General features: G+C 71.8%; 18 protein-coding genes (1 of these 18 running past the window's edge). 14 read left to right on the top strand and 4 right to left on the bottom strand.

What is annotated here, in order from left to right; genetic code table 11:
• Nucleotides 1-78: 78 nt before the first annotated feature.
• Together OHB13_RS13590 and OHB13_RS13585 are read left to right on the top strand one after the other, a co-directional pair.
• The gene (locus tag OHB13_RS13590; protein WP_266856387.1) at nucleotides 79-1,161 is read left to right on the top strand and encodes a nucleotidyltransferase family protein; all 1,083 of its coding nucleotides are present in this window, start codon (nucleotides 79-81) and stop codon (nucleotides 1,159-1,161) included.
• A 10-nt stretch (nucleotides 1,162-1,171) separates the two neighbouring features.
• Nucleotides 1,172-2,077 carry a DNA-3-methyladenine glycosylase family protein gene (locus tag OHB13_RS13585; protein WP_328377265.1) on the top strand — a complete coding sequence of 302 codons (906 nt, stop codon included), beginning with the start codon at nucleotides 1,172-1,174 and terminating at the stop codon, nucleotides 2,075-2,077.
• Nucleotides 2,078-2,129: 52 nt separating this feature from the next.
• On the opposite strand, the gene OHB13_RS13580 is transcribed toward OHB13_RS13585, so the two are convergent.
• From OHB13_RS13580 to OHB13_RS13570, 3 genes are all read right to left on the bottom strand, one after another.
• Nucleotides 2,130-3,440: a coenzyme F420-0:L-glutamate ligase gene (locus tag OHB13_RS13580; protein ID WP_328377264.1), complete on the bottom strand. Its 1,311-nt coding sequence runs from the start codon at nucleotides 3,438-3,440 to the stop codon at nucleotides 2,130-2,132.
• Complete coding sequence (gene cofD / locus OHB13_RS13575) at nucleotides 3,437-4,393, bottom strand: 2-phospho-L-lactate transferase (protein ID WP_266856393.1); 957 nt, start codon at nucleotides 4,391-4,393, stop codon at nucleotides 3,437-3,439. Before cofD ends, OHB13_RS13580 begins: the two co-directional genes overlap by 4 nt.
• Before the next feature lie 119 nt (nucleotides 4,394-4,512).
• The gene (locus OHB13_RS13570) at nucleotides 4,513-5,073 is read right to left on the bottom strand and encodes a cysteine dioxygenase (protein WP_328377263.1); all 561 of its coding nucleotides are present in this window, start codon (nucleotides 5,071-5,073) and stop codon (nucleotides 4,513-4,515) included.
• A 656-nt stretch (nucleotides 5,074-5,729) separates the two neighbouring features.
• On the opposite strand from OHB13_RS13570, the gene OHB13_RS13565 reads away from it, so the two are divergent.
• The 3 genes from OHB13_RS13565 to OHB13_RS13555 all read left to right on the top strand — a co-directional run bounded on the left by OHB13_RS13565 (nucleotide 5,730) and on the right by OHB13_RS13555 (nucleotide 11,640).
• Nucleotides 5,730-5,993, top strand: a complete 264-nt coding sequence (locus tag OHB13_RS13565) for a WhiB family transcriptional regulator (RefSeq protein ID WP_164266780.1) — start codon at nucleotides 5,730-5,732, stop codon at nucleotides 5,991-5,993.
• Nucleotides 5,994-6,256: 263 nt separating this feature from the next.
• Nucleotides 6,257-10,132 carry a glycosyltransferase gene (locus tag OHB13_RS13560; protein ID WP_328377262.1) on the top strand — a complete coding sequence of 1,292 codons (3,876 nt, stop codon included), beginning with the start codon at nucleotides 6,257-6,259 and terminating at the stop codon, nucleotides 10,130-10,132.
• Nucleotides 10,129-11,640 carry a DUF5719 family protein gene (locus tag OHB13_RS13555; protein ID WP_328377261.1) on the top strand — a complete coding sequence of 504 codons (1,512 nt, stop codon included), beginning with the start codon at nucleotides 10,129-10,131 and terminating at the stop codon, nucleotides 11,638-11,640. The genes OHB13_RS13560 and OHB13_RS13555 overlap by 4 nt, the downstream gene beginning before the upstream one ends.
• Nucleotides 11,641-11,739: 99 nt before the next feature.
• Here OHB13_RS13555 and OHB13_RS13550 read toward each other — a convergent pair whose 3' ends face one another.
• Nucleotides 11,740-12,198 (bottom strand): metallopeptidase family protein, encoded by a 459-nt coding sequence (locus OHB13_RS13550; RefSeq protein ID WP_266856401.1) that lies wholly within the window; start codon nucleotides 12,196-12,198, stop codon nucleotides 11,740-11,742.
• Nucleotides 12,199-12,530: 332 nt separating this feature from the next.
• On the opposite strand from OHB13_RS13550, the gene OHB13_RS13545 reads away from it, so the two are divergent.
• From OHB13_RS13545 to OHB13_RS13505, 9 genes are all read left to right on the top strand, one after another.
• The gene (locus tag OHB13_RS13545; RefSeq protein ID WP_266856403.1) at nucleotides 12,531-12,905 is read left to right on the top strand and encodes a DUF3499 domain-containing protein; all 375 of its coding nucleotides are present in this window, start codon (nucleotides 12,531-12,533) and stop codon (nucleotides 12,903-12,905) included.
• 132 nt (nucleotides 12,906-13,037) lie between these two features.
• Nucleotides 13,038-14,654: an L-lactate permease gene (locus OHB13_RS13540; protein ID WP_328377260.1), complete on the top strand. Its 1,617-nt coding sequence runs from the start codon at nucleotides 13,038-13,040 to the stop codon at nucleotides 14,652-14,654.
• 124 nt (nucleotides 14,655-14,778) lie between these two features.
• Nucleotides 14,779-16,152, top strand: coding sequence for a phosphomannomutase/phosphoglucomutase (locus OHB13_RS13535; RefSeq protein WP_328377259.1), 1,374 nt, complete (start codon nucleotides 14,779-14,781; stop codon nucleotides 16,150-16,152).
• Nucleotides 16,153-16,343: 191 nt separating this feature from the next.
• Nucleotides 16,344-16,529: a Trm112 family protein gene (locus OHB13_RS13530; protein WP_266856409.1), complete on the top strand. Its 186-nt coding sequence runs from the start codon at nucleotides 16,344-16,346 to the stop codon at nucleotides 16,527-16,529.
• A gap of 55 nt (nucleotides 16,530-16,584) precedes the next feature.
• Complete coding sequence (locus OHB13_RS13525; RefSeq protein ID WP_266856411.1) at nucleotides 16,585-17,715, top strand: SIS domain-containing protein; 1,131 nt, start codon at nucleotides 16,585-16,587, stop codon at nucleotides 17,713-17,715.
• A gap of 150 nt (nucleotides 17,716-17,865) precedes the next feature.
• The gene (gene manA / locus OHB13_RS13520; protein WP_328377258.1) at nucleotides 17,866-19,029 is read left to right on the top strand and encodes a mannose-6-phosphate isomerase, class I; all 1,164 of its coding nucleotides are present in this window, start codon (nucleotides 17,866-17,868) and stop codon (nucleotides 19,027-19,029) included.
• A 66-nt stretch (nucleotides 19,030-19,095) separates the two neighbouring features.
• On the top strand, nucleotides 19,096-20,073 hold the full coding sequence (locus OHB13_RS13515; protein ID WP_328377257.1) for a cation diffusion facilitator family transporter: 978 nt from the start codon (nucleotides 19,096-19,098) through the stop codon (nucleotides 20,071-20,073).
• 329 nt (nucleotides 20,074-20,402) lie between these two features.
• A complete protein-coding gene (ahcY, locus tag OHB13_RS13510) occupies nucleotides 20,403-21,860 on the top strand; it encodes an adenosylhomocysteinase (protein ID WP_328377256.1) in 1,458 nt (485 codons plus the stop codon).
• A 139-nt stretch (nucleotides 21,861-21,999) separates the two neighbouring features.
• On the top strand, nucleotides 22,000-22,116 hold the 5' end (the start) of the coding sequence (locus OHB13_RS13505; RefSeq protein WP_328377255.1) for a hypothetical protein. It continues 498 nt past the right edge of the window; the window shows 117 of its 615 coding nt (coding positions 1-117); it begins with the start codon at nucleotides 22,000-22,002; its stop codon lies off the right edge, out of view.

The following is a 22,116-nucleotide window of genomic DNA, read 5'->3' as shown; positions in this document are numbered from 1 at the left end:
CCCGCATCCGCACTTCACCGTCTGCATACACTGGCCAGCCGTTCACGGCCCGCCCCAGCAGGAAGCAGAGACGTCAAGGTGACAGAAGCGATTCTCCTGGTCGGCGGCAAGGGCACGCGGCTGCGGCCGCTCACGGTCAACACACCCAAACCGATGGTCCCGGCGGCGGGAGTCCCGTTCCTCACCCACCAGCTGGTCCGCGCACGGGCCGCCGGGGTCGATCACATCGTGCTCGCCACGTCGTACCTCGCGGAGGTCTTCGAGCCGTACTTCGGCGACGGGTCCGCCCTGGGCCTGCACCTGGAGTACGTCACCGAGGAGGAGCCGCTGGGTACGGGCGGCGCCATCCGCAACGTCGCGGAACGCCTGCACTCGGGTCCGGACGAGCCGGTCCTCATCTTCAACGGGGACATCCTCACCGGTCTGGACATCGAGGCCCTCGTCACCACCCACGAGACCTCGGGCGCCGACGTCTCCCTCCACCTCACCCGGGTGGAGGACCCGCGCGCCTTCGGGCTCGTCCCCACGGACGTGACCGGCCGGGTGACGGCCTTCCTGGAGAAGCCGCAGACGCCCGAGGAGATCGTCACCGACCAGATCAACGCGGGCGCGTACGTCTTCACGCGCTCGGTCATCGACACCATCCCGGCCGGGCGGCCGGTCTCGGTGGAACGGGAGACCTTCCCCGGCCTGCTCGGCTCGGGCGCCCACCTCCAGGGCATGGTCGACTCCACCTACTGGCTCGACCTGGGCACCCCGCAGGCCTTCGTGCGCGGCTCGGCCGACCTCGTACTCGGCCACGCCCCGTCCCCGGCCGTTCCGGGCCGCTGCGGCGAAGGGCTGATCCTGGACAGCGCCACGGTGGCGCCCGACGCCAAGGTGACGGGCGGCACGGTGATCGGTGCGGGCGCGGTCGTCGGCGAGGGCGCCAGGATCGACGGCAGCACGGTCCTCGACCACGCGGTCGTCGAGCCGGGGGCGGTGGTCACCGACTCACTGATCGGGGCCGGTGCCCGGATCGGGGCCCGCTCGGTGCTGACCGGCGCGGTGATCGGCGACGGCGCACGGGTGGGCGCGGACAACGAGCTGCGCGCCGGGATACGGATCTGGTGCGGGGCCGTGCTGCCCGACGGCTCCGTGCGTTTCTCGTCGGACCAGTAGCCTCTACGGAGTGGCAGGACGTTTCATCGCCCGGGCCCCGGGTCAGTACAGCCCCGTCGACCTCGCTCTGGTCCTCGGGGTGCTCCGCCGTGGCCCCTGGGACCCCACGTACCGGACGACACCGGACGGCGCGGTGTGGCGGGCCAGCCGTACGCCGCAGGGGCCCGGCACACTCCGGATCACCGTGGACGGGGCGGAGGCCTGGGGCCCCGGCGCCGACTGGCTGCTCGCGGGGCTTCCCGGGCTGCTGGGTGAGCTGGACGACCCGTCGGACTTCGTACCGCGCCACCGGCTGGTCGCCGACGCGCACCGCCGCCGCCCCCACCTCAGGCTCTGCCGCACCGGTCTGGTCCTGGAGTCGCTGATCCCCTCGGTCCTGGAGCAGAAGGTCACGGCCGACGAGGCGTACCGCGCCTGGCGCCGGCTGCTCCGCGCGTCCGGCACACCGGCGCCGGGCCCGGCGCCGGAGCACATGTACGTGATGCCGGACCCGCGCGGCTGGTCGCTCATCCCGTCCTGGGAGTGGCACCGCGCGGGCGTCGACAACAAGCGCGCGTCCACGATCCTGCGTGCGGTACGGGTGGCCCGCCGGCTTGAGGAAGCGACGGCGATGGCACCGGCCGACGCGGCCCGCCGCCTGGAACTGATTCCCGGCATCGGCCCCTGGACCTCGGCGGAGACGCTCCAGCGCGCCATCGGAGCACCGGACGCGGTCACGGTCGGCGACCTGCATCTGCCGGGCATCGTCGGCTACGCGCTCACGGGGCGCCGGGGCGTGGACGACGACGGGATGCTGGAACTCCTGGAACCGTACGCGGGCCAGCGCCACCGTGCGGTCCGGCTGATCCTGCTGACGGGCCGGGTACCGCAGAGACGCACACCGAAGATGCCACGAACGGACATCGCGCGGCTGTGACCGCCCGCGGGGCACCACACCGCACCCGCGGCCCCGCACCCCGCCACAAGGCTCACCGCACCGTGATGAACGCCTCCACATCGCGCCCCGGGCGCGGAGCCGCAGGCGTGGCCGGATGCCCGACCGCCACAGCCCCCATCGGCTCCCACTCCGCGGGCAGCGCCAGCACCTCCCGCACCACGTCCCGGCAGAACATCGTCGAAGAGACCCAGGCGGACCCCAGCCGCTCACCCGCGAGCGCCACCAGGAAGTTCTGCACGCCCGCACCGGTCGCGACGGAGAACATCTCGCGCTCGGCCGCGTCCCGCCGGTCGTCCCCGTACGTGTGCGAGCCGTCGAGCACCATGCAGGGCACCGCCAAGTACGGTGCCCGCCACAGCACTTCACCGCGGCGCACCCGTTTGGCGATGGACTCGTCCGACTTGCCGTCTCGCCGCAGATCCGCGATCCACGCGTCCCGCATCGCGTCCAGCAGCCGGGTGCGCGCCGCCGCCGACTCCAGCAGGACGAAACGCCACGGCGTCGTGTGGTGCGGGGCCGGCGCGGTGACCGCCGCGGCGACCGCCCGGCGCACCGCGCCCGGGTCCACCGGCTCGTCGGTGAAGTCGCGGACCGTACGCCGCTGGGTGACCGCTTCCCGTACCGCCTCGGACGTACCGAGCCGGAACATGTCGTCGGCGGCGACACGCACCATGGCACGGGCGCCCCCGGCAGCGTCATCACCGGCACCGGACGCCGTGACGACGTGCGGCAGCCCGCGGACCACCGCGACCGGCAGCCCCGCCGCCTTGCCCTTCACCAGGTCGCCCGCGGCGGCCAGCTCGTCGGCGGTGGCGACGACCGTGGCGCTCAGCGGGTTGCCGTGCGCGTCCGTGCCGCCGCGCAGATCGTCGAGGACCCGCACCCCGGCGGCCCCGATCGCCACATCGGTGAGGCCGTTGCGCCACGGCCGCCCGAAGGTGTCCGTGACGACCACGCCCACCTCCACGCCCAGCGCGTCCCGCAGGCCCTCGCGGATCGCCCGCGCCGACCTGTCGGAGTCCTCCGGGAGCAACAGCACGGTGCCGGACGGGGTGTTGGAGGCGTCGACCCCGGCGGCGGCCATCACCAGGCCCTGCCGGTTCTCGACGATACGGAGCAGGCCGCGCCGCGCCACCACCCGTACCGTCTCCGCGTCGATCGCCGCCTCGCGGTCCTCGGCCTGCACGATCCGGCCCTCGGCCTTGGAGACGATTTTGGAGGTGACGAGGACGACATCGCCGTCCGCCAGGTCGGGCGACGCGGTCGCGATCAGCTTGGCGAGGTCGTCGCCCTGGCACACCTCGGGCAGTCCGGGCACGGCCCAGACGCGGAAGGACGTCACGCCCTGACCTCTTCGGCCAGGGTGAGCGCCGCATGGGCCATCGCGGCGGTCGCATCCAGGTCGGTCATCATCAGCGGCACGGCCCGGCAGCGGATCCCCGCCTCCTCGACCCGGGCCACGGACGCGGCGTCGACGGTGTCGACCAGCCAGCCGTCCAGCAGACCCGAACCGTAGTGCTCGGCCACCGCTGCCGCCGTCGAATCGACGCCGACGGCGGCGAGGACCTTGTCGGCCATCCCGCGCACGGGGGCGTCCCCGACGATGGGCGAGAGCCCCACGACCGGCACACCCGCGTCGGCGATGGCCTCCCGGATGCCGGGCACGGCGAGGATGGTGCCGACCGAGACCACCGGGTTGGACGGCGGGAAGATGACGACGTCGGCGGCTGCGATGGCGTCGAGGACGCCCGGTGCGGGCTTCGCCCGGTCGGCGCCGACCGGCACGACCGCCGCCGCCTCGACCGACGCGCGCAGCCGCACCCAGTACTCCTGGAAGTGAATGGCCTTGCGCTCGCCGTCGATGTCGACGGCGACATGTGTCTCGATCCGGTCGTCCGACATCGGGATGAGCCGCACCCCGGGCTGCCACCGCTCGCACAGGGCCTCGGTGACGGCGCTCAGCGGATAGCCCGCGCCGAGCATCTGGGTACGGACGATGTGCGTCGCGAAGTCACGGTCGCCGAGCCCGAACCACTCGGGTCCGACGCCGTACGCGGCGAGTTCGTCCTTGACGGTGAAGGACTCGTCGGTACGCCCCCAGCCCTGCTCCTCGTTGATGCCACCGCCGAGGGTGTACATCACCGTGTCGAGGTCGGGACAGACCTTCAGCCCGAACAGATGGATGTCGTCACCGGTGTTGCCGATGACGGTGATGTCCGCGTCAGGCGCGGCCTGCTTGAGGCCACGCAGGAATCGGGCACCACCGATGCCGCCGGCCAGAACCACAATGCGCATGCAGACAGTCTGTCAGGCGAAGCCTGATCCGTTGAGGGGTGGTGGTCGGGCGACGGGCGGGACTGTCAGGCGAAGCCGGAACCTTTTAGGGGCGGTGGGGGGTCACGGGCACGTGGCTGTCAGGCGGGTACGGCGTCCTGCGCGGCCGGGACCGCGCACTGCGGGCTGTGCATCGGCATCTCGGTCAGGCCCGGGTAGTAGATGTGCAGGCTGACGGCCGGTTCCAGCGAGTCGTTGACGACCTCGTGGGCGTACCCCGGCGCGAAGACGCGCTGAGCGCCCGCGGCCAGGGACCGTACGCCACCTTCGGTCCGCTCGGTCAGCGTGCCGTCCAGGACGGTCAGTACACCGGACGAACGCCCGTGGCCGTGCGGCCCGCTGCCCTGCCCCGGGACCCAGCTGAGCAGCCAGACCTCGTAGCCGAGTGACCCGAGTGACGCGGGCGGGGCCTGCCCTGCCCGGTCGGAGCCGGGAACCTGGGGCACGGTGCGCAGCCGGTGGTACCAGCGGGAGACCGCGTCGTACTCGACGAGATGGGCCCACTGGCCGCGGTCCGCGGCGATGGACCGTGCGAGCCCGGCGAACTCGGCCACCGTGGCCGGGTGCTCGCGGGCGGGCTGGAGCAGGTGCTGGACGGCGAGGATGTCGCCGGCGATCTGGAGGTCGCTGTCGCTGTTCATGGTGCGGGGGTTCCTCGGCAGTGAAAGTGCTGGGGTGTCGCAGAGAGGTGCAGTCAGGGCTGCGGAAAGACGCTGGAGCTCGGTGGCATCAACAGCTGGAACAGCAACAGCACGCCTGGACAGCGCTGCGGAACCCACGGGCGTGGGTCACGGAGAACGCTGCGGTCGCTGGCATGGGACCAGGAGAGCGGCTCTCGCCCTCGCTGTCAACCCACTGCCCGATTTGGGCGTAATGTTTCACCTCATCCGGTTACTCCGTACGGAGAGAGGTTTGTTCGTCCGCCGCCGCGGAGATGTGGCGCAACAAGCCCCACCGCAAACATCAAACATCGCAGGGATCTCGTGACCTGACTGTGATCTTGATCGCTTCGGCGGGCGGAGTGAGAACGGGACCGGCCTCGGCGGAGTCTCAGTCTGAGAGGGCATCGCTCCTCACGGGCCGGGAAGGTGCAGGTATGGGCCAGTGGCATGTGTCAGGTTTTTAGTGATTTGAACACTTTCCGCATAGCCTTGGTTCCGCAGAGTGAATAAGGGACCCAATAGCAGATCTCGGCTTGACTGGCCCGGATCCACGCACTTGTAATTTCACTCGTGTCGTTCGGCCGAAATCGGTAGCGACAGCAACACGGGGACGCAAAGACGGACAAGGGGCGCACATGACCGAGCTGTTCCAGCAACTGCTGGTCGAGGACGCGGACGAGGAATTCGGCTGGCAGGAGCGCGCGCTGTGCGCCCAGACCGACCCCGAGTCCTTCTTCCCCGAGAAGGGCGGTTCCACCCGCGAGGCCAAGAAGGTCTGCCTCGCCTGCGAAGTCCGCTCGGAGTGTCTTGAATACGCCCTCGCCAACGACGAGCGGTTCGGCATCTGGGGCGGCCTGTCCGAGCGGGAGCGGCGACGGCTGAAAAAGGCCGCTGTCTAGCCACCGCCGACCACGAGCGCCGACCACGAGCGTCGGCCGCGCTCTCCGGCCGCCCGGCCGGCGCCGGCCCAGGCACCACATCCGGTCCGCCGTCCGTCCCCCCTGGGGCGGGCGGCGGACCGCTGTCCGAGTCAGCCGTTAGTGTGGGGCCCCGTCCGCGATGCACCAACGCCCCCACGGGGCGCGTGCGTCCACCGCATCCGCACACCAGCCTTCCGGGGGGCAACGCCACCCGGACTCCGGCCGGAGGGGCCCGTACCTCGATGTCCGTGCACAGCCAATCGACGGCCCCTTACGAGGCCGCAACGCCTGCGTTCGCTCCCGCACACCCGCCCGAATTCCCGCAGCATGTCGTCACCGCCGTGCTCGTCACCCACGACGGCGCCCGCTGGCTGCCCGACGCGCTCGCCGGGCTGCTCGGCCAGGAGCGCCCCGTACAGAACGTCGTCGCGGCCGACACCGGCAGCGCCGACGCGTCCGCGAGCCTGGTCACCGAAGCGCTCGGCGCCGACCGGGTGTTGCACCTCGCGCGCCGCACCGGCTTCGGTGCCGCCGTCGACGAGGCCGCCCGCACCGCGGGAGTCCTCACCCCCGAGGAACTGCCGTATCTGAAGCGGCCCAGCGGCTGGGACCCGGTGAGCCGCAGCTGGCGCGACGAGACCTATGACATGCCCGAACTGCCGCACGGCGAACCGGTGCAGTGGCTCTGGCTGCTCCACGACGACTGCGCCCCCGACCCCGACGCGCTCACCGAGCTGCTGCGCGTGGTCGACAACGACCCGCACGCCGTCATCGTCGGACCCAAACTGCGCGGCTGGTACGACCGTAAGCAACTGCTCGAAGTCGGCGTCTCGATCGCCAACAGCGGTCGCCGCTGGACCGGCCTCGACCGCCGCGAACAGGACCAGGGCCAGCACGACCAGGTCCGCTCGGTGCTGTCCGTCTCGACCGCCGGAATGCTCATCAGGCGGGACATCTGGGAGGAACTGGGCGGCTTCGACCGCAGACTTCCGCTGATGCGTGACGACGTCGACCTGTGCTGGCGCGCACACGCCGCGGGCCACAGCGTCGTCGTGGCACCCGACGCCGTACTGCGGCACGCGGAGGCATCGGCCCGCGAGCGCAGGCCCATCGACTGCGTGGGCCGCTCCGTCGCCAGCCCGCACCGCGTCGACAAGGCGGGCGCCGTCTACACCCTGCTCGTCAACACCCGCGGCCGCGGGCTGCCGTACGTCCTGCTGCGGCTGGTCATCGGCACCCTGCTGAGAGTGGTCGCGTATCTGGTCGGCAAGGCGCCGGGACAGGCACTCGACGAAGTCGCCGGGCTCGTCGGCACCCTGCTGCGCCCCGAGCGGATCCTCGCCGCACGGCGCAAACGCGGAGAAGGCGCGGTCGAGGCGAGCGAGCTGCGGCCGCTCTTCCCGCCGCCCGGAGCCACCGTCAAGGCCACCGCCGAGCAGGTGGCCGGCCATTTCGGCGGTAGCTCCGACGTAGAGGCCGGTTCGCGGCACGGCGCCGTCGAATCCGGTCCGGGCGGTGACGACGCCGACTTCCTGGAGATCGAGCAGTTCGCCCGGCTGAAGCGGATAGCCCGCAAGCCGGCCCCGGTGCTGTTCGCCGTGCTCCTGCTGGTGTCGGTCATCGCCTGCCGGGCGCTGCTGGGCGGAGGCGCCCTCGCGGGCGGCGCCCTGCTCCCCGCGCCCGATCACGTATCGGAGCTGTGGAACCGCTACGCCGACGTATGGCACCCCCTCGGCACCGGCGGCACCCAGTCCGCCCCGCCGTACCTCGGCATCCTCGCCGTGTTCTCCACCGTCCTGCTCGGCCACACCGGACTCGCGCTCACCCTGCTGCTGGTCTGCTCGGTCCCGCTGGCCGGTCTCACCGCGTACTTCGCCTCCCGCCCGCTCACCGAATCGCGGCTGCTGCGGGCCTGGGGAAGCATCGCGTACGCCTTCCTGCCCGCCGCCACCGGCGCCCTGGCCGCCGGGCGGCTCGGCACGGCGGTACTCGCCGTCCTGCTGCCGCTGATCGCCCGCTGCGCCGTCTCCGCCGCCGGAGTGCGCGGGGAGCGCGGAAGCTGGCGGGCCGTCTGGGCCTACGCGTTCCTGCTCACCCTCACCATGGCGTTCACGCCCGTCGTGTGGCCGCTCGCCGTCGTCATCGGGATCGCCGTCCTGGCGCTGCACCGCGACGAGATCACCGCGTACGGGCTGCGCCTCCTCGCGATCGCCGGTACGCCCCTCGTGCTGCTGGCACCCTGGTCGCTCTCGCTGCTCGCCTCCCCCTCCGGCTTCTTCCGCGAGGCGGGCATGGAGTTCGGCAAGGGCTCGGCATCCGCGCTCGACCTGCTGGGCATGAGCCCCGGCGGTCCGAAGACCGCGGGCGGGGTGCTGCTCATCGGAGTGGTGCTCGCCGCGCTGGCCGCCCTGCTGCGCGGGGAGCGGCAGTTCGCCGTCCGCGGCGCCTGGGCGGTGGCCCTGCTGGGTCTCGTCTTCTCGGTGCTGGCCAACAGGTCGGGCTGGGCCGGTCCCACCACGCTCGTCTACGGGCTCGCGCTGCTCGCGGCCGCCGTGCTCGGCGCGGAGGGCGCACGCGAGCGCGTGGCCACCCAGAGCTTCGGCTGGCGGCAGCCGGTCGCCGGGCTGATCGCCGTCGCCGCGCTGCTCGCCCCGGTGATCGCCGCCTTCAGCTGGATGGTCAGCGGTGCGGACGGGCCGCTGGAGCGGCGCGACCCGGTGCAGGTCCCGGCGTTCGTCGCCGAGGAGAGCGGCACCCGCGACCAGGCCCGCACCCTGATCCTCGGCGGGACGTCGCCGTCGGAGGTCTCGTACACACTGGTGCGCGGCTCGGGCGGCAGGCTCGGCGACGCCGAGCTGGCCCGCGCGGGCGGCAGCAGCCCCCGCCTCGACAAGATCGTGTCCAACCTGGTCGCGGGCTCCGGCGCCGACCAGTCCAGCCAGCTCAGCGGGTACGCCATCCGCTATCTGCTGGTCAGGGACGGAGCGCCGCGCGAGATGAGCCGGGTGCTCGACGCGACCCCGGGGCTGAGCCGGCTCAGCCAGCTGGACGGCAGCGAACTCTGGCGCGTCGACCGGCAGGTGGCACGCGCCACCATCGTCTCCGGTACGTCGCCGGACGCGAGCTCCGAGCCGCAGTCCGTCGCCGCCGGCCCGGTGGACATCCACACCACCGTCCCGGCCGGCAAGTCAGGCCGCGTCCTGCGGCTCGCGGACGCCACCGCGCCGGGCTGGCAGGCCACCCTGGACGGTCGCGCGCTGACCAGGACGACCGTCGACGGCTGGGCGCAGGGGTTCGAACTCCCCGCACAGGGCGGGAAGCTCGACGTCACCTACGACGAGCCCCTCACCCACACCCTCTGGGTCTGGGCGCAGGTGCTGCTCGCGGTCGTGCTGCTGGTGCTCGCCCTGCCCGGCCGCCGTGAGCGGATCGACGACGACCTCCCCGAGGAGGAACTCCCCGTACCCGCCGAGCCGGTGGCGGGCGAGGGCCGCAGAGCCCGCAGGCTGCGCGCCGCCGCCCAGGCCGAAGCCGAGGCGGCGGGAGGCACGGACGGCCCGGACGCGACGGCCGCCATGGGCACCACGGCAGCCGCGGAGGACGGCCCGGCCGGGGAACCCGGCGAACCCGGCGAGCAGAATCCGTACGCCCCCGCCGGAGACCCCGCGGCGGATCCGTCGGCCTCCGCAGCCGATGACGGCTTCGCCCCGCAGTACGGGACGGAGATCCCGCAGCAGCCCGCGTACGGCGACTGGGAGCAGCCCGCGTACGCGACGGGTGACTACAGCCAGTACCCGGCCGGGCAGTACGGCAACGAAGGCCACTACGCCAACGACGGCACGTACGCCCCCGGCCAGTACGGCCAGGACGGGTACGGCGGCGAAGCGCAGTACGGCAACGAGGCGCAGTACGGCAACGAGGCGCAGTACGGCGACGACGGCCAGGGCGGAAGCGGCCGGCCGGGCCAGCCCGGCCCGTACCCCGACGGGCAGCAGCAGTACGACCCGTACCAGCAGCAGCCCGACGGCCAGTACGACCCGTACGGCTATGTCCAGCACCCGCAGCAGCCGCCCTACCCCGACGAGAACGAGCACCGCCCCGACGGGAGCAACCAGTGAACCGCACCGCCATCGCCCTCGCGGCGGCCGTCGCAGCCCTCGCGGCCATCACCGGTTTCGCCGTGGTCGCCGCACCGTCGGACGCCGCCACCACGCAGCAGCCCGCCGCCAGGCTGCCCGTCGAGCGCTCCAGCCTGGTCTGTCCGGCGCCCAGCACGTCCGATGTCGCCGAGACGTCGTACACCGCCTTCACCCCGGCCGGGAAGGGCGCCGGGTCCGCCGGGTCCGCCCAGTTGCTGCCGTCGGTCACCGGCGCCGGGACGGACGGGAAGAAGAACGCCAAGGGCAAGGGCGGCGCACCCGACCCGGGGAAGCCCGTGGTCTCGCTCAAGCAGCCGGGCAAGCCCGTCGTCGACAAGGAGTCCGGCGGCGACTCGCCGGCTCTGATCGGTTCGGCGGACGGCCCACTGGCCCCCGGCTGGACCGTCCAGCAGACCACGACGGTCGACGCCGGAGGCTCACGCGGCGTGCTCGGCACCAACTGCACAGCACCGGACACGGACTTCTGGTTCCCCGGCGCCAGCACGGCGGCCTCCCGCCAGGACTATGTGCACCTCACCAACCCCGACGACAGCGCGGCCGTCGCCGACATCGAGCTGTACGGCAAGGACGGCGCCATCAAGTCCGAGGTGGGGGAGGGGATCACGGTCCCCGCGAAGTCGACGGTTCCGGTCCTGCTCTCGACACTGACGCCCGACCCCGCCGACAACCTGACCGTCCATGTCAGCACCCGTACCGGCCGGGTCGGCGCCGTGGTGCAGTCCCTGGACAACAAGCTCGGCAGCGACTGGCTGCCCGCTTCCACCGCCCCGGCCGACAAGCTGGTCATCCCCGGGATCCCGGCGGACGCCACCTCCGTACGGCTGGTGGCGCTCGCCCCGGGCTCGGACGACACGGACCTCAAGGTCCAGCTGGCCGGCGCCGACGGCACGATCACCCCGGCCGGACACGAGACGCTGCACCTCAAGGCGGGCATGACCTCCTCCGCCGACCTGGGTGCCGTGACCAGGGGCGCGGCGGGGTCACTGGTGCTCTCCCCGTCGGGCGGCAGCAGGACACCCGTGGTGGCCGCCCTGCGCGTGGTACGCGGAAAGGGCGACAAGCAGGAGGTCGCCTTCATCCCGGCGACCGCGCCGGTGGGCGATCGGGCATCGGTGGCCGACAACCGCTCCAAGGGCTCGGTGCTTTCGCTGGTCGCCCCGGGCGCCACGGCCAAGGTGAAGGTCACCTCGTCGCCGGGCAGCGGCGGCGGTTCCTCGGCCGTCAAGACGTACACGGTCAAGGGCGGTACGACGCTCGCGGTCAAGCCGACCCCGCCGCCCGGGCTCAAGGGCTCGTACGCACTCACCGTCGAGCCGATGGCGGGCAGCGGCCGGTTCTACGCCTCGCGGATGCTCGAACTCCCGCAGGACGGGATCCCGATGTTCACGGTGCAGACGCTCCCCGACGACCGGGGGACGGTCTCGGTGCCGCGTGCCCAGCAGGACCTGTCACTGCTGGACGACTGAACGAGGAGGCCGGGCCCGCCGAACGGAAACGGCGGGCCCGGCCGCGTCCGGTCGTGTCCGTACCGTCCGTACCGCCAGTACCGTCCGTCCGGCGGACCGTCAGTCCTGTCCGTACCGCGGATCGACCGACTCCGGTGCCAGGCCGAGCAGTTCGGCGACCTGCTCCACGACGACCTCGTGCACCAGCAGCGCCCGCTCGTCGCGGTTCTTGGTGCGGATCTCGACGGGGCGCCGGTAGACGACGATCTGCGCGGGCCGGTCCTTCTCCGCGGAGACCGCGCTGCCCAGCGGCACCGATGTCTCGCCGGGCCACTCGTCGACGCTTTCGGCGCCCTCGATCCGCGGGACGTCGAGCACCAGGAAGTCGACTTCGGAGAGTTGGGGCCAGCGCCGTTCCAGGCGCTCGACGGAGTCCGCGACAAGATCGCGGAAGGAGTCCCCGCGGCTGGTCGAGAGCGGAACCTGCGGCGGGGCCACGGGCCCGCGCATCCCCCGGCCGTGCCGGTCGCGGCGGCGCGGCCGGGGCTCGGCGGGCTGGGGCGGAAGTGAGCTGTCCATCACTGACGCAGGGTAGCTCTCCGTACGACGCGACGTGTGATGCGGCGAGGCCGACGGCCGCGGCGCAGCCGGCATGTCGCGGGATGAGCGTTCCGGACACGTTCACGATCGGTGGCCCAGCTGCTTTCGACCGGTGATCTCGCTCCGGCTGACTGGATATCGACGGGCGAATGACTGGATTCGATTCGTCACTCGCTGTATGCGCCTGTACCCGTGCAGGTCAAGCGAGTTGCCGCCGGGCCGGGCGGGGCAGGCTCCGTGCCACGACACGGTGGAGTGACGCCGGGGCGAGTCGTCGCGGCCCGCTCAAGAGTGCGGTACCGTCCAATACCGTGAGCCCTGTACGTCGCTGTTCGCGCACTGCGTGCGGCCGCCCCGCCGTCGCGACGCTGACGTACGTCTACGCCGACTCGACCGCGGTTCTCGGTCCGCTCGCGACTTACGCTGAGCCCCACTGCTACGACCTGTGCGCCGAGCACGGCGAGCGGCTGACCGCCCCGCGCGGCTGGGAGGTCGTCCGTCTCACCGACGGTTCGGCCCCCGCCAGGCCCAGCGGTGACGATCTCGAAGCGCTCGCCAACGCCGTGCGGGAAGCCGCCAGACCGCACGAGCGCGCGCCCGAGCCCGGTGGCGGCGCACGCCAGGCCGCTCCGGCCGAGAGCGGGCGCCGCGGCCACCTCCGCGTACTGCGCTCTCCGGAGTCCTGACCCGGCTCCGCCTTCCCGATTCCCGGGCCCTCGCGGCCCGGGCGGGATCCCGTGGCCCGCATCCCGTCCGGATCATTGACTTCCGGTTGCCATGAACATGAGCATTCCTCCACCCGTGAGGATCGAGGCCCTGTGTTTGTGCAGCCGCTGGAACCCATAGCCGATTCGCTCGCCCTGTCCGCCCTCGTCGCCGCTCTGCCGCTGCTCACCGTCATGGCGCTGCTCGGCGCCGTACGGATGAAAGCCCACTGGGCCGGCCTGACCGGACTGGCCGTCGCCGTCCTGGTCGCGCTGATCGCGTACGGGATGCCGCTGGGCCAGACGCTCTCCTCGGGCGCGCAGGGGGCGCTCTTCGGTCTCTTCCCCATCCTGTGGATCGTCGTCAACGCCCTCTGGGTGTACCGGATGACGGTCCGCACCCGGCACTTCGACATACTGCGGCGCTCCTTCGGCCGGTTCTCCGACGACCCCCGCATCCAGGCCCTCGTCATCGGCTTCTGCTTCGGCGCGCTCCTCGAAGCGCTCGCCGGATTCGGCGCTCCGGTGGCGATCTGCGCGGTGATGCTGGTGGCACTCGGCTTCGATCCGGCGCGCGCGGCGGTCGTCGCGCTCGTCGCCAACACCGCACCGGTCGCCTTCGGCGCCATGGGCACACCCGTGGTGACGCTCGCACAGGTCAGCGGATTGCCGCTGGACACGGTCGCCTCGGTCGTCGGCCGGCAGACTCCGCTGCTCGCCCTCGTCGTGCCGCTGCTGCTCGTGGTGATCGTGGACGGCAGGCGCGGACTCCGCGAGACCTGGGCGCCCGCGCTCGTCTGCGGAGTCGCCTTCGCAGCCGCCCAGTTCGCCGCGTCGAACTTCGTCTCCGTCCAGCTCGCCGACATCCTGGCCGCGTTGGCCGGTGCCGCAGCCCTGCTGGCGGTCCCCGGCGCCCGCAGGCCGGTCGCTGAACCGGTGCGGGCCGCCGTACTCACCGGCGAACGCAGCCAGGACCTCGACCAGGCGGACCCGCGGCGCGAAGTGGTGCGCGCCTACGCCCCGTACGGGCTGATCGTCGTGGTCTTCTCGCTCGCCCAGATCCCGCCCGTGAAGCGGCTGTTCGACGGCGCGACCCGGCTCTTCGACTGGCCGTTCCTCAACGTCGCGGGCCCGGGCGGCAAACCGGTCCCGGGCAACGCCTTCTCACTCCCGCTCATCTCCACCGGCGGGACGCTGGTCCTCTTCGCGGGGGTGCTGACGGCGGCGGTCATCGGAGTACGGGCGGGGCCCGCGCTCCGGGAGTGGGCGGCGACCGTGCACGAACTGCGGTACGCGATCCTCACGGTCACCTCCGTCCTGGCTCTCGCCTATGTCATGAACCTCTCCGGACAGGCCGCCACCATCGGCCACTTCGTCGCGGCGGCGGGCGCCGGACTGGCCTTCCTCTCACCCGTACTCGGCTGGTTCGGGGTAGCCGTCTCCGGATCCGACACCTCGTCCAACGCCCTCTTCGGCGCACTCCAGGTCTCCGCAGCCCATGAGTCCGGGCTCTCGCCGCAACTGCTGGCGGCCGCCAACAGCTCGGGCGGGGTCCTGGGCAAGATGGTCTCCCCGCAGAACCTGACCATCGCCTGCGCGGCCGTGGGCCTCAAGGGGCAGGAGGGAGATCTGCTGCGCAGGGTGCTGCCGTGGACTCTCGGACTGCTGCTGGTGATGTGTCTGATCGTCATGGCGCAGAGCACGGCGCTCCTGGGCTGGATGCTGCCGTGAGGGCGCGCTTCCCCCCGGCGCGCGCCGGGATGCCGCTCCGATGTGCGGAGAGTCCCGATTCTCCCAGGTAGTTTGATGGGTGATGGGCCCGTAGCGGACAGAGCGGATATTCAGGAGGACCGACGTGGCTGGTGCTGTCGATTTGTCGCAGGTCGTGAAGGCGTACGACGTACGAGGTGTCGTGCCCGACCAGTGGGACGAGTCGCTCGCCGAGCTGTTCGGGGCCGCCTTCGTGCAGGTGACGGAAGCGTCGGCGATCGTCGTCGGCCACGACATGCGCCCCTCGTCGCCCGGTCTGTCCGGAGCCTTCGCGCGCGGTGCGGCGGCGCGCGGTGCGGACGTCACCCTCATCGGCCTCTGCTCGACCGACCAGTTGTACTTCGCGTCCGGGCAATTCGACCTGCCGGGAGCGATGTTCACGGCCTCGCACAACCCGGCCCGGTACAACGGCATCAAGATGTGCCGCGCCGGGGCCTCGCCGGTCGGGCAGGACACGGGCCTCGCGGAGATCCGTACGCTCGTGGAGACCTGGTCCGCCACGGGCGCCCCCGAGGCCGCGCCAACTCCGGGAACCGTCACCGAGCGTGACACGTTGAAGGAGTACGCGGCCCACCTCCTCTCCCTGGTCGACCTCTCGGCGATCCGTCCGCTGAAGGTCGTGGTGGACGCGGGGAACGGCATGGGCGGCCACACGGTCCCCACGGTGCTCGCCCCGCTCCCGCTCGACGTGGTCCCCCTCTACTTCGAGCTGGACGGGACGTTCCCCAACCACGAGGCCAACCCGCTGGACCCGGCGAACCTCGTCGACCTCCAGGCGAAGGTCCGCGAGACCGGCGCGGACCTGGGCCTGGCCTTCGACGGGGACGCGGACCGCTGCTTCGTCATCGACGAACGCGGAGAGGGCGTCTCGCCGTCCGCCATCACCGCCCTGGTGGCCGCCCGCGAACTGGCCGCGCACCCCGGCGGCACGGTCATCCACAACCTGATCACCTCCTGGTCGGTCCCCGAGGTCGTACGGGAGAACGGCGGCACCCCCGTCCGCACCCGGGTGGGGCACTCCTTCATCAAGCAGGAGATGGCCACGACCGGGGCGATCTTCGGCGGCGAGCACTCGGCGCACTACTACTTCCGCGAGTTCTGGAACGCCGACACCGGCATGCTCGCGGCGCTCCACGTCGTGGCCGCCCTCGGCAACCAGCCGGGCACGCTCTCGGAGCTGGTCGCGCCGTACGACCGCTACGCCGGCTCGGGCGAGATCAACTCCGAGGTCACCGACCAGGCGGCCACCACGGCGCTGGTACGGGAGACGTACGAACACCGTGACGGCATCACGACGGACGGCCTGGACGGTCTGACGGTGACGTCCGCGGACTGGTGGTTCAACCTCCGCCCGTCCAACACCGAGCCGCTGCTGAGGCTGAACGTCGAGGCACGGGACGAGGCGACGATGGCCGGGGTCCGCGACGAGGTCCTCGGGCTGGTACGCGGGACCGGCTGACGGCACCACCGACAGGACCGGCTGACGAGACCGGCTGACGAGACCGGCCGACGGGGGCGGCACCCGCCCCCTCCGCCGGCCGCACCCCCGCTCCCACCCGCCCCACCCGAACCGCCCCGATGCCCCGCACCCGCCCCGCCCCGGCGGTACGCTGACCTGGCCCAAACCGTATGTTCGAAGGGACCACCCCCATGCCGCTCGAAGCCGGTCTCCTGGAGATCCTCGCCTGCCCCGTCTGCCACTCCCCGCTCAACGACCAGTCGGCAGCCGAGGAGAACCCGGAGCTGATCTGTACCGGTAAGGAGTGCGGACTCGCGTACCCCGTCCGCGACGGCATCCCGGTCCTGCTCGTCGACGAGGCCCGCCGGCCCGCATAAGGCGCCCCGCCCCACGCACGCACCCGTACGCAAGGCGAATCGGAGGCAGACCCCGATGCTCGACGAGTCGTTGCTCGACGCCCCGGAAGCCCTGGCCCGAGCCGACCGCCGCGGACTCCTCCGCGGCGCAGCCGAGGCCGGAGCCCGTGTCCGTACCGCCGCCCGGAACGCGGCTGAGGCCGGCCTCGCCGACCTGAACCCGGAAGGACGGCCCCGCGCCGTACTCGTCGCCGGTTCCGGCGCCGCCGCGACCGGTGTGGCCGACCTGCTCACCGCCCTGGCGGGTGCTGCGGCCCCCGTCACCCGGCTGCACCCCACGGGAGTGGCCCCCGCCGCCGGCGCACTGCGCTGGGCCCTGCCCGGCTGGGCCGGTTCCGTGGACCTGCTGCTCGTCGTCACCGCCGACGGCTCGGAGCCGGGCCTCGCGCTCCTCGCGGAACAGGCGTACCGGCGCGGCTGCACGGTCGTCGGCGTCGCCCCGCGCCGGTCGCCGCTGACCGAGGCGGTCAACGGGGCGCACGGCCTCGTCGTGCCGATGGCCGAAGCACCGTACGAGGAGGAGACCGAGGTGCCGTTCACCGGGGTCGGCCCCGGTGCGCTGTGGGCCCTGCTCACCCCGCTGCTGGTCCTGCTCGACCGGGTCGGCCTGGTCACGGCACCGCCCGAGACCCTGCAGCGCGTGGCCGACCGCCTGGACAGCACGGCGGAACGCTGCGGCCCGGCCATCGCCACCTACAGCAACCCGGCCAAGACCCTGGCGTCGGAACTCGCCGACTCCCTCCCGCTCATCTGGACCGAAGGCGCCTCCGCGGCCCCCGTCGGCCGCCGCTTCGCCGCCGTACTGACCGAGCTGGCGGGCCGCCCCGCTCTCGCCGCCGAACTGCCCGAGGCCCTGCCCGCGCACGGCGCGCTGCTCGTCGGCCCCTTCGCGGGCGACGCCGACCCGGACGACTTCTTCCGTGACCGGGTGGACGACCCGCAGGCGCTGCACGCCCGGGTGGTGCTCGTCCGCGACCGCCCGGCGGGGGGCCTCACCGCGGCCCCGGCCGCCCGCGAGATCGCCCTCGCCCAGGACACCCCGATCAGCGAGCTCGAACCGGCGGAGGGCAGCGAGCTGGAATGCCTCGCGGAGCTCCTCGCGGTCACCGACTTCGCCGCCGCCTACACCGCTCTTGCCACGGCCTGAACGAGAACACCCGGCCTTCCGCCCCGGACGCGCACCCGCGCACCCGAGTGCCCCGTGCGCGAGAGCCCGCCGCACCCCGTACAGCACCACCCCCGAACGCCCGCCGGGCGACCCGTACCCGCCGCCCTCAGCAGCCCGGAAAGTAGCCTCATGGACCGCCTCGCCAACACCGTGCGCCCCTACGCCTGGGGTTCGACCACTGCCATCCCGGCTCTCATCGGCACCGAACCCACCGGCGAGCCGCAGGCCGAGATGTGGCTGGGCGCCCACCCCGGAGCCCCGTCCCGTATCGACCGCGGTACCGGTGACCAGGCGCTCTCGGCCGTCATCGAAGCTGACCCCGAAGCCGAACTGGGTGCGCCGGCGGTAGCGAAGTTCGGCCCGCGACTGCCCTTCCTGTTCAAAATCCTCGCGGCCGGAGCCCCGCTCTCCCTCCAGGTCCACCCCGACCTCGCCCAGGCCAAGGAGGGATACGCGGACGAGGAGCGCCGCGGCGTCCCGATCGACGCCCCGCACCGCAACTACAAGGACGCCAACCACAAGCCCGAACTCATCTGCGCGCTCACCCACTTCGACGGCCTCTGCGGCTTCCGCGCCCCCGCCGAATCGGCCGACCTGCTGGCCGCTCTCGACGTGGACTCGCTCAAGCCGTACGTGGACATCCTGCACGCACACCCCGAGGAGGCGGCGCTGCGCGAGGTCCTGACAGCCGTCCTGTCCGCGGACCCCGCCGGGATGAAGACCACGGTCACCGAGGCCGCCGCCGCGGCCGAACGCCTCGGCGGCGCCCACGCCCCGTACGCCTCGCTCGCCCACCACTACCCCGGCGACCCGGGCGTCATCGCCGCGATGCTGCTCAACTACGTACAACTCCAGCCAGGTGAAGCACTGTTCCTCGGCGCCGGCATCCCGCACGCCTACCTCAACGGCCTCGGTGTCGAAATCATGGCGAACTCGGACAACGTGCTCCGCTGCGGTCTGACCCCGAAGCACGTCGACGTTCCCGAACTGCTCCGCATCGTCCGCTTCGAGGCGACCGAACCCGGCATCCTGCGCCCGGAAGCGGCCCCGGACGGCGAGGAGCTGTACGAGACCCCGATCGACGAGTTCCGGCTCTCGCGCTACGTACGCGCCGAGGACGCCCTGCCCCTCCCGCTGCCCGCGGCCACCGCGCAGATCCTGCTCTGCACGGCGGGCGCTCCGCGCGCGGGCGAACTCGCCCTGACACCGGGTCAGTCGGTGTTTGTACCGGCGGGCGAGGCCGTCACCCTGAGCGGTACGGGGACGGTCTACCGCGCCACTGTTGTGGCCTGATGCAACAATGTGCGGCCGAATAGCGGCACCAAGGCCGCGGCACCGACGAAGGGAACACGTCCACCCATGAGTGCGTCAGGTGGAACCAAGGCGATCGTGGCGGCGCTCGGCGCCAACCTCTCGATCGCGGTAGCGAAGTTCGTGGCGTTCCTCTTCAGTGGCTCGTCGTCGATGCTCGCAGAGAGCGTCCACTCACTCGCCGACTCGGGCAACCAGGGGCTGCTGCTCCTCGGCGGCAAGAAGGCCAAGCGCGAGGCAACCCCGCAGCACCCCTTCGGCTACGGCCGTGAGCGCTACATCTACGCCTTCCTCGTCTCGATCGTGCTCTTCTCGGTCGGCGGGATGTTCGCGGTCTACGAGGGCTACGAGAAGGTCAAGCACCCGCACTCGCTGGACAACTGGTACTGGCCGGTCGGCGTCCTGGTCTTCGCGCTCATCGCGGAGGGCTACTCCTTCCGTACGGCGATCAAGGAGTCCAACCAGACACGCGGCACGCTCTCCTGGGCCCAGTTCATCCGCCGCGCCAAGGCCCCCGAGCTTCCGGTGGTGCTGCTGGAGGACTTCGGCGCACTGATCGGTCTGGTCCTCGCACTGGCCGGCGTCGGACTGGCCGTGGCGACGGACAACGGCGTCTGGGACGGCATCGGCACGCTCTGCATCGGCACCCTGCTCATCCTGATCGCGATCGTCCTGGCAGCGGAGACCAAGTCCCTGCTGCTCGGTGAGGCGGCGGGCACCGAGGAGGTCGACAAGATCAAGGAAGCCATCGTCGACCACGACACCGTCACCTCCGTGATCCACATGCGCACGCTGCACCTCGGTCCCGAGGAACTCCTGGTGGCCGCCAAGATCGCGGTCCAGCACGATGACACAGCGGCGGAAGTGGCCCGCGCGATCAACGCAGCGGAGGCCCGTATCCGCGAAGCCGTCCCGATCGCCCGGGTGATCTACCTGGAACCGGACATCTACAGCGAGGCGGAGGCCGCGGCGGGCGAAGACCCGGCGGCGACCCCGGGCGGCCCGTCACCGGTACCGCACCACTGACGAGGACCCGAGCCGCGTACGCCCCGGCGGCCCTGCCGCGGAATCGCTCCGACGCACGGTCGGCGGCCCGTCCCGAGGCTCGTCCCGAGGTACGGATTTCAGCCGGACCCCCCGGTGGGCTGGGGGTCGCTGGGCCGATCGGTGTAGATTCGACGGGAGCCAGACGTCGCTGCTGATGGCGGTCGGGCGGTCCGTCCTGCGGACCGGCCGAGGGAGAGAGGGCCTCCGACGGACTGCGCCGCGAGCGCTCGGGCATTCGTGTGCCTTTTCGCCCGTCGCCGCAGCATCCAGCCCATCACCCTCGACCAACCTCCCGAGGAGCAGCTCGTATGACGACCGACGCCATCACCCAGGACTTCAAGGTCGCGGATCTTTCGCTGGCCGCCTTCGGGCGCAAGGAGATCACGCTGGCCGAGCATGAGATGCCGGGTCTGATGTCGATCCGCAAGGAGTACGCCGCGGCGCAGCCGCTGGCCGGTGCTCGCGTGACCGGTTCGCTGCACATGACGGTGCAGACGGCCGTGCTGATCGAGACCCTGGTCGCTCTCGGCGCCGAGGTCCGCTGGGCCTCCTGTAACATCTTCTCCACCCAGGACCACGCTGCCGCGGCGATCGCGGTCGGCCCGAAGGGCACCCCGGAGGCGCCTGCGGGCGTGCCGGTGTTCGCGTGGAAGGGCGAGAGCCTGGAGGAGTACTGGTGGTGCACGGAGCAGGCACTGACCTGGCCGAACACCCCCACCGGCGGCCCGAACATGATCCTCGACGACGGCGGTGACGCCACCCTCCTGGTCCACAAGGGCGTCGAGTTCGAGAAGGCCGGCGCGGCCCCGGACCCGGCGACCGCGGACAGCGAGGAGTACAGCTACATCCTCAAGCTCCTCAACCGCACCCTGGGCGAGAACCCGCAGAAGTGGACGCAGCTGTCGTCCGAGATCCGGGGTGTGACGGAGGAGACCACGACCGGTGTGCACCGGTTGTACGAGATGCACCGTGACGGCACGCTGCTGTTCCCGGCGATCAACGTCAATGATGCTGTCACCAAGTCGAAGTTCGACAACAAGTACGGGTGCCGACACTCGCTGATCGACGGTATCAACCGTGCCACCGATGTCCTGATCGGTGGGAAGGTCGCGGTGGTCTGCGGTTACGGCGACGTGGGCAAGGGCTGCGCGGAGTCGCTGCGCGGTCAGGGTGCCCGGGTGATCATCACCGAGATCGACCCGATCTGCGCTTTGCAGGCGGCGATGGACGGCTTCCAGGTCTCGACCCTGGACGACGTCGTGTCGATCGCGGACATCTTCGTGACCACGACGGGCAACAAGGACATCATCATGGCCGCCGACATGGCCAGGATGAAGCACCAGGCGATCGTGGGGAACATCGGCCACTTCGACAACGAGATCGACATGGCCGGCCTGGCCAGGATCCCCGGGGTCGTGCGGGACGAGGTCAAGCCGCAGGTCCACACCTGGACGTTCGCCGACGGCAAGGTGCTGATCGTGCTGTCGGAGGGGCGTCTGCTGAACCTGGGCAACGCGACGGGTCACCCGTCGTTCGTGATGTCGAACTCGTTCGCGGACCAGACGCTGGCGCAGATCGAGCTGTTCACCAAGCCTGCCGAGTATCCGACCGACGTGTATGTGCTGCCCAAGCACCTGGACGAGAAGGTCGCCCGTCTCCACCTCGACGCCCTCGGCGTGAAGCTGACGACGCTCCGCCCGGAGCAGGCCGCCTACATCGGTGTCGAGGTCGAGGGCCCGTACAAGCCGGACCACTACCGCTACTGATCCCACCAGTGCCGCTGGTGCGCACTTCGCCGCACCGTCAGCAGCCGGCACCGCAGAAGCAGTAGGTACCAGGCAGGCCCCCGCACCCCCGTGTCGGGGGCCTGCCCCGTACCGGCTCTGGAAAGACCCCAAGGACCCCATGCCCCGCGGCCGTTATTCGCTCCACGATCTGCACGACCACACCCCCCTCGGTGAAGAACACTTCCACTGCGCACCAGGCCCCTCCGGCTGGCGCTACGTCTCTCAGACCACTGCA

This window comes from Streptomyces sp. NBC_00440 (assembly GCF_036014215.1).
Taxonomy (GTDB): Bacteria; Actinomycetota; Actinomycetes; order Streptomycetales; family Streptomycetaceae; genus Streptomyces.
The sequence above is the reverse complement of the archived record's forward strand: the minus strand, read 5'-3'. Positions and strand labels throughout refer to the sequence as shown.